Genomic DNA, 7,413 nt, shown 5'->3' with positions numbered 1-7,413 from the left:
ATTCCTCCCCTTGCAGGGGAGGTGGCAGGCCGTCAGGCCTGACGGAGGGGTGTCCCGCTATCGATAGGGTGACACCCCTCCGACGCGCTGCGCGCGCCACCTCCCCTTCCAGGGGAGGAAAAACTTTACCCCCACCGCGCCGCGAAAGCGGCGGCGTCCCAGCCTTCACGACTGAGCGCGGCGAGCAGGTGGTAGAAGGGCACCATGCCCAGCGTGTGCCCCATCGGCCCATGTCCCCGGCCCAGCCCGGGCGCGGCGGCGAGCGCGGCCTGGACGAAGGCGATGGCGCGGTCGACCGAATCCGCCAGCGTCATGCCCTGACCCATCCCGGTGGCGATCGCGCTGGCCAGCGTACAGCCGGTGCCGTGCGTCGATGTCGTATCCAGCCGGGGATGCTGCCAGCGCTGCTCACCCTCCGCCTCGACCAACCGGTCCTCGATCACGGGCCCTTCGCCATGACCGCCCTTGACCAGCAGCGCGCGTGTCTGGTGCCGCACCACCGCCTCGCCCCCCAGTGCCGCCAGTTCGGGCAGGTTGGGGGTGGTCAGCGCGGCCAGGCCCAGGAACCGGCGGAAGGCGGCGATGACATCGGCATCGGCCAGCACCGAACCGCTGGTCGCGATCATGACGGGATCGAACACGACCGGCAGTTCCAGCGTCTCCAGCCGGTCGGCCAGCGCATGCGCGGTTTCGGCCGATCCGATCATCCCGATCTTCACCGCGTCAACGCCGATGTCGCTCAACACGCTGTCGATCTGCGCCATCACCATGTCGGTGGGCACCGGGTGCACCGCCTGCACCCCCAGCGTGTTCTGCGCGGTGATCGCGGTGATCGCCGTCATCGGATGGCCGCCGAGCATCGCCACCGTCTTGATGTCCGCCTGTATGCCCGCCCCCCCGCCGGAATCGGAGCCGGCGACGATCAGGATGCGGGGCGGGGGAGGAGACGTCATAATTTTCGTCATGCCCGCCAAGCCCCCGCGCGGCAAGGGCGGGGCGGGGCGTGATGACCGCACCGGCCGGGAGGCGGAAGGCCGCAAATCCCGGTGTTTGAACGATTTGTCCGCCGCATGATCGGTGGCCGGTCAATGCCGGTTCGTGACGTTTGATGTCCGGGAGGCGTCGGGCTCTTTCCTCGGCGGCCCCAGACCCTATTTCGCAGGCGCATCCAACCGGATGGTCCGGCGTTGCTGCGCCCTGAGACCGAGGCCGTGGCCGCTTGAGGGAGACCTGATTTGATCGTCGATGCCGTACCCCGGACCCGTGTCATCATCGCCGAGGTGTGGCGTCCGCTGCTGGCGCTGTTCATCTGGGACGTGGTCGTCACGGTCGCCTATTATGTCCTGCCCTTCAAGGCGCCCTCGCTGCCGCTGACGCTGTTCGGCACCGCGCTCGCGCTGTTTCTGGGCTTTCGCACCAATTCGGCCTATCAGCGCTGGTGGGAGGGGCGGCAGCTTTGGGGCCTGATGATCAACGCCTCGCGCAACATCGCCCGTAGCGCGCGCAACTTCCTGCCCGATCCCGAAGCGCATGACATGAAGCGTTCGATCGTGCTGCGCCAGATCGCCTATGTGAACGCGCTGCGCTGTCAGTTGCGCAAGCAGCCGGTGGACGGCGAGGTGCTGCGCTTCCTGTCGCGCGGCGAGGCGGAGCCTGCGCTGGCACGCACCAACACCGCCAACGGCCTGCTCGACGGGACCGGTCGGCGGATCGACGATGCCCGCCGCAAGGGCTGGATCGACACCATCCAGCAGACGCAGATGGAATCGGTGCTGGTCGACATCGCCAATTCGCAAGGCGGCATGGAGCGGTTGAAGAACACGCCGCTGCCCAACCAGTATCGCTTCATCCCGGCCTTCTTCACCCGGTTGTTCTGCGTGCTGCTGCCGATCGGTCTGGTCGAGACGCTGGGCTTCGCCACGCCGATCGGCTCGTCGATCGCGGGCCTGATGTTCCTGGCCGCGCTTCAGATCGGCGACGACCTGGTCGATCCCTTTTCCGACACGGTACACGATCTGCCGCTGAGTGCGATGTGCCGGACGATCGAGATCGACCTGCTCCAGGCGATCGGCGACCCCGCGCCCGAGCCGATGAAGCCGGTCGACGGAGTGTTGTGGTGATATGAAGCTCCTCCCCGGCACGGGGAGGAATGTCTTTACGCCGCGTTGTCGATGCCCAGTTCGCCCAGCTTGCGATACAGCGTCGACCGGCCGATCCCCAGCCGCCGCGCCACTTCGGTCATGCGGCCGCGATAATGGCCGATCGCCAGGCGGATGACGTCGGCCTCGATATCCTCCAGCGGGCGCAAATGGCCGTCGGGGCGGAACAGGTTGATCCCGCCATTGTGCAGCGTGCCCTGCGCCCCCGATGGCGTCGACGGACGGTCGCCGAGCGAGGCGATCTGCGGGAAATCGGCAGCGGTCAGCGCATCGCCCTCGCACAGCACCGCGGCGCGGAAGAGCGCGTTCTGCAACTGGCGGACATTGCCCGGCCAGTCGTAGCGGCGCAGCAGGTCGAGCGCCTCGTCGGTAATGTCGAGCGCGTACAGGCCCGGCTGCTGCGCGATCCGATCGAGCAGATGGCGGGTCAGCGCGGGGATGTCGTCCGCCCGGTCGCGCAGCGGCGGTATGGCGACCTGGACGACGTTGAGTTTGTAATAGAGGTCCTCGCGGAACCGCCCCGCCTCGACCGCCTCCAGCAACCGGCCATCGGCGGCGGCGATCACGCGGACATCGACCTCGCGCGCATGGCGTGCGCCCAGCGGCACGATCGCGCCCGTCTGGAGCATGTCGAGCAGCCGGCCTTGCGTGTCGAGCGGCATGCCGGCGATCTCGTCGAGGAACAGGCTCGATCCGTCAGCTTCGACGATCTTGCCCACCCGGCGCTCGAACGCGCCGGCGAAGGCGCCTTCCTCATGGCCGAACAGGATGCTGTCGAGCATGTTGGCCGGCGTGGCGGCGCAGTTGACGCGCACCATCTCGCGCTGGGCGCGCGGGCTGGCGACGTGGATCGCCTCGGCCAGCGATTCCTTGCCGACACCGCCTTCGCCCTCGATCAGGACGGCAACGCGCGCGCGCGCCGCCTTGGCCGCGACGCCCAGTGCCGCGCGGAACTCGGGCGTGTCGCCGACGATCTCGTCAAAGGCGAGCAGCGCGGGGATCTTCTCGGTCAGCGGACGCAACTCGCCGCTGGTCTGGCGCGCGACGCACGCCTCCAGCGCGGCGAGCAACCGCTCGGGGGCCAGCGGCTTGACCAAAAAGTCGGTCGCGCCGGCGCGCATCGCCGCCACCGCCTGCGCCACCGAGTCGTTGGCGGTCAGCATCAGGATGGGCAGTTCGGGGCGCAGGCCATGACATTCGGCGATCAGCGCGGTAGCGTCCGCCCCCGGCGCCCAGTGATCGATCAGCACCGCGTCCAGCTCGCGCCCCTGCGCCGATCCCATGATCGAGGCGGCCATGTCGGCATCGGTCGCGAACAGGGTACGCCAGCCGCCCCGCTGCGCCAGCGCGGCGATCAGCCGGCGCTGGGCAGGTTCGTCATCGATCAGCAGCAGCAAACGTTGGCCGTTGCGCGTCATAACCCGTCCTGTAACCCCTGTTGGTCGTTCTATAGCGCAACTTCGTTAAAATCCGCGTTAATTCGGGACAGTTTTCGTCGGCCGCATCGGCGAGACAATTTCCCTAGTCTTTACAGTCATGCGCAAGGATGCGGGGTTTGGCGTTTCGCCCCTTTCGGGCTTGATCCCCTCACGCGGGCGCATACACTCGCCGCCAGGACGAACGGGGCGATCAACGTCCCGGCGATATCGGAGGTGAGGGAGCATGGCCGCCAACGAGACCGGCACGGGCGACATCAAGGGCAATGTCGCGACCTATGACTTGATGATCGCGCTTCTCAAATGGGGCGCGGTCGCGGCCGCCATCCTGGTTGCGATCGTCATCTGGCTGATCGCCTGATGCCCCCCGGCATCGCGGTCCTGCTCGAAAGCGCCGAGGCCGAACGCCGTGTCGCCGCCACGCCGGAGACGGTGCGCAAGCTGATCGCGCTGGGTGCGCGCGTGGCGGTCGAGCGCGGGGCGGGGGAGCGGGCCGGGATCGTGGACGGCGATTACGAACAGGCGGGGGCGACCGTCGCCGACCGCGCGGGCGTTCTGGCGGGGGCGGATATCGTGCTGGCGGTGCAGGCGCCCGAGCCGGCGACGCTGGCGGGCATGGCGCCGGGGGGCTGGGTGGTCGCGGCCTTCGATCCCGTTCGGCGGCGCGAGACGGTGGCGGGCTATGCCGCCGCTGGCCTGGAGGCGCTGGCGATGGACTGGATGCCGCGCATTACCCGCGCCCAGTCGATGGACATATTGTCGTCCCAGTCGAACTTGGCGGGCTACAAGGCGGTGCTGGAGGCGGCGAGCGCCTATGGCCGTGCCTTTCCGATGATGATGACGGCGGCGGGGACTATTCCGGCCGCGCGCGCCTTCGTGATGGGGGTGGGCGTCGCCGGGTTGCAGGCGATCGCGACCGCCAGGCGTCTGGGCGCGCAGGTGTCGGCCACCGATGTCCGCTCGGCCACCCGCGAGCAGATCCAGTCGCTGGGCGCCAAGCCGATCTTCGTCGAGGGCGTGGCGGGGATCGAGGGCGAGGGCACGGGCGGCTATGCCGGCGAGACCAGCGAGGAATATCGCAAGGCGCAAGCCGAACTGGTCGCCGGGCATATCGCCAAGCAGGACATCGTCATCACCACGGCGCTGATCCCCGGCCGCCCCGCGCCGCGCCTCGTCACCGATGCGCAGATCGCGACGATGCGCCCCGGCAGCGTGATCGTCGACCTGGCGGTCGAGGCGGGCGGCAATGTCGAGGGCGCGGTCGCGGGCGAGGTGGTGCGGCGGCACGGTGTGACGATCGTCGGCCACCGCAACATGCCCAGCCTGCTCGCCGCCGACGCCTCCGCGCTGTTCGCGCGCAACCTGTATAATTTCCTGGCGGCGTTCTGGGACAAGGAGGCCGAGCGGCCGGTGCTTGATGCGGAGATCGGTGACGCGATCCGCCTGACGAAAGATGGGCAGGTGGTGAACCCGAGGTTGTCGCAATGATCCTCCCCGGAACGGGGAGGGGGACCGGCGAAGCCGGTGGAGGGGGCGCGCGGCAAATACGTCGTCCCGAAGTATCACTGGCCCGCAAGCTAAGACGCACCATGACATTGCCGGAGGTCATGCTCTGGCAACAGCTTCGCGGTGCGCCCGGCGGAATTAAATTCCGGCGGCAACATCCAGTTGGGTGCTACATTGCCGATTTCTTCTGCCCAAAAGCGCGCCTGATCGTCGAAGTCGACGGTGCCCTACATGGCATAGAGACGCGGTCCATCCGGGACACCGCGCGCGACCGATATTTGAACGACAACGGGTACAGGGTCATGCGGATCGGAGCCGCCGGCATCTTGCGCGACGTGGAGGCGGTTGCCGCTTCGATCGTCTCGCTGGCGGCGGCCCCCCTCCACCACTCGCCTGCGGCGAGTGGTCCCCCTCCCCGTGCCGGGGAGGAATAGCATGGACTTCATAGCGATCCTGTCGATCTTCGTGCTGGCGTGTTTCGTCGGCTATTATGTCGTCTGGTCGGTGACGCCGGCGTTGCACACGCCGTTGATGGCGGTGACCAACGCCATTTCCTCGGTCATCATCGTCGGTGCGCTGATCGCGTCCGCCGCGACCTCGGGGGCGACCGGTTCGGGGGTCGCCAAGTGGTTGGGGCTGGGCGCGGTGGTACTGGCCAGCATCAATATCTTCGGAGGCTTTGCGGTGACGCAGCGGATGCTCGCCATGTACCGCAAGAAGGAGAAGCGCTCGTGATCGCCCCAGTGTCACCTGCGCTGCCGCCTGCACCGCTTGCTCCGGCGGTCGAGGCCGTCGTCGCCAATCCTTTCGTCTCGCTCGCCTATCTGGTGGCGGGTGTTTGCTTCATTCTGGCGCTGCGCGGGCTGTCGAGCCCGACGACCAGCCAGCGAGGCAATCGCTTCGGCATGATCGGCATGGCGATTGCGGTCGTCACGACGCTGGTGACGCATGTGCCCCTGCGAGCCGATGCCCTACCGCCGGGGAATCCCCACGATCTGATGATCGATTGGACGGCGGCGTTCGAAATCCTCGCCGCCATCGGGCTCGGCGCGCTGATCGGTATCACCACCGCCCGCCGCATCGCGATGACCGCGATGCCGCAACTGGTGGCTGCCTTCCACTCGCTGGTCGGCCTCGCCGCCGTGGCGGTCGCCTGTGCCGCCTTCCTCAACCCGCTCGCCTTCGACATCGCCGACATGGTCGTGCCGATGATCGGACAGCCCTTCGCCAGCATCCATGTCGTCAGCCGGGTGGAAATGGCGCTGGGCGTGGCGATCGGCGCGATCACCTTTTCGGGCTCGGTCATCGCCTTCCTGAAGCTCAACGGCAATATGGGGGGCAAGCCGATCCTGCTACCCGGCCGCCATGCGCTGAACCTCGGCATCCTCGGCGCGATCATCATTCTGGTGGCGATGTTCACCCGTGATCAGGCGCCGTGGATTTTCTGGACGATCACCATCCTGTCCTTCGCCATCGGCTTCCTGCTGATCATCCCCATCGGCGGCGCGGACATGCCGGTCGTGGTGTCGATGCTGAACAGCTATTCGGGCTGGGCAGCCGCCGCGATGGGCTTCACGCTCCACAATAGCGCGATGATCATCACCGGCGCGCTGGTCGGCAGCTCGGGTGCGATCCTGTCCTATATCATGTGCCGGGCGATGAACCGCAGCTTCATTAGCGTGATCGCGGGCGGCTTCGGAGCGAGCGATGCGGGCAGTAGCGGCGGTGGCGCGGCGGTCGATCGCCCGTGGAAGCGCGGCAGCGCCGAAGACGCAGCCTTCCTGATGTCCCAGGCCGAGCAGGTCGTGATCGTCCCCGGTTACGGCATGGCGGTGGCACAGGCGCAGCACGTCCTGCGCGAGATGGGCGATCTGCTGAAGAAGGAGGGCGTGCGCGTCAAATACGCCATCCATCCGGTGGCGGGGCGGATGCCCGGCCATATGAACGTGCTGCTGGCCGAGGCGAACGTGCCCTATGACGAGGTGTTCGAGCTGGAGGACATCAACGCCGAGTTCGCGCAGACCGACGTCGCCTTCGTCATCGGCGCGAACGACGTGACCAACCCGGCGGCCAAGACCGACACATCCTCGCCCATCTACGGCATGCCGGTGCTGGATGTGGAAAAGGCCAAGACGGTGCTGTTCATCAAGCGCTCGATGGGCGGCGTCGGCTATGCCGGGGTCGATAACGAGCTGTTTTATCGCGACAACACCATGATGCTGCTGGCGGACGCCAAGAAGATGGTCGAAGAGATCGTCAAGGCGCTCGGTTGAGCGCCTGATTCGCGCGGACGTCGACTCCCGGACGTCCGC

8 protein-coding genes are annotated in these 7,413 nt (G+C 67.5%); 6 read left to right on the top strand and 2 right to left on the bottom strand.

Going from position 1 to position 7,413, the window contains the following annotated elements; all coding sequences use genetic code 11:
* Positions 1–125: 125 nt before the first annotated feature.
* Entirely contained in the window at positions 126–953 is an 828-nt protein-coding gene (thiD, locus tag ACQKJZ_RS07385; RefSeq protein ID WP_427730557.1) for a bifunctional hydroxymethylpyrimidine kinase/phosphomethylpyrimidine kinase, read from the bottom strand.
* Between the two features lie 282 nt (positions 954–1,235).
* On the opposite strand from thiD, the gene ACQKJZ_RS07380 reads away from it, so the two are divergent.
* The gene (locus tag ACQKJZ_RS07380; protein ID WP_312490497.1) at positions 1,236–2,120 is read left to right on the top strand and encodes a bestrophin family protein; all 885 of its coding nucleotides are present in this window, start codon (positions 1,236–1,238) and stop codon (positions 2,118–2,120) included.
* 35 nt (positions 2,121–2,155) lie between these two features.
* Here ACQKJZ_RS07380 and ACQKJZ_RS07375 read toward each other — a convergent pair whose 3' ends face one another.
* Entirely contained in the window at positions 2,156–3,577 is a 1,422-nt protein-coding gene (locus ACQKJZ_RS07375; protein ID WP_427730556.1) for a sigma-54-dependent transcriptional regulator, read from the bottom strand.
* Between the two features lie 244 nt (positions 3,578–3,821).
* Here ACQKJZ_RS07375 and ACQKJZ_RS07370 point away from each other — a divergent pair, with 244 nt between their 5' ends.
* From ACQKJZ_RS07370 to ACQKJZ_RS07350, 5 genes are read left to right on the top strand one after another with little or no spacing between them, the layout of a single operon-like run.
* Positions 3,822–3,956 (top strand): aa3-type cytochrome c oxidase subunit IV, encoded by a 135-nt coding sequence (locus ACQKJZ_RS07370; RefSeq protein ID WP_312490494.1) that lies wholly within the window; start codon positions 3,822–3,824, stop codon positions 3,954–3,956.
* Positions 3,956–5,083, top strand: a complete 1,128-nt coding sequence (locus tag ACQKJZ_RS07365) for an NAD(P) transhydrogenase subunit alpha (protein WP_427730555.1) — start codon at positions 3,956–3,958, stop codon at positions 5,081–5,083. Before ACQKJZ_RS07370 ends, ACQKJZ_RS07365 begins: the two co-directional genes overlap by 1 nt.
* Positions 5,080–5,535: an endonuclease domain-containing protein gene (locus ACQKJZ_RS07360; protein WP_427730554.1), complete on the top strand. Its 456-nt coding sequence runs from the start codon at positions 5,080–5,082 to the stop codon at positions 5,533–5,535. Before ACQKJZ_RS07365 ends, ACQKJZ_RS07360 begins: the two co-directional genes overlap by 4 nt.
* A gap of 1 nt (position 5,536) precedes the next feature.
* Positions 5,537–5,836 carry a proton-translocating transhydrogenase family protein gene (locus tag ACQKJZ_RS07355; protein ID WP_267432777.1) on the top strand — a complete coding sequence of 100 codons (300 nt, stop codon included), beginning with the start codon at positions 5,537–5,539 and terminating at the stop codon, positions 5,834–5,836.
* 20 nt (positions 5,837–5,856) lie between these two features.
* Entirely contained in the window at positions 5,857–7,374 is a 1,518-nt protein-coding gene (locus tag ACQKJZ_RS07350) for an NAD(P)(+) transhydrogenase (Re/Si-specific) subunit beta (protein ID WP_427730559.1), read from the top strand.
* Positions 7,375–7,413: the final 39 nt, after the last annotated feature.

The organism is Sphingomonas sp. NPDC019816, assembly GCF_050274375.1.
In the GTDB taxonomy this organism is placed as follows: Bacteria; Pseudomonadota; Alphaproteobacteria; order Sphingomonadales; family Sphingomonadaceae; genus Sphingomonas.
This window is presented reverse-complemented; position numbering and strand designations above follow the sequence as displayed.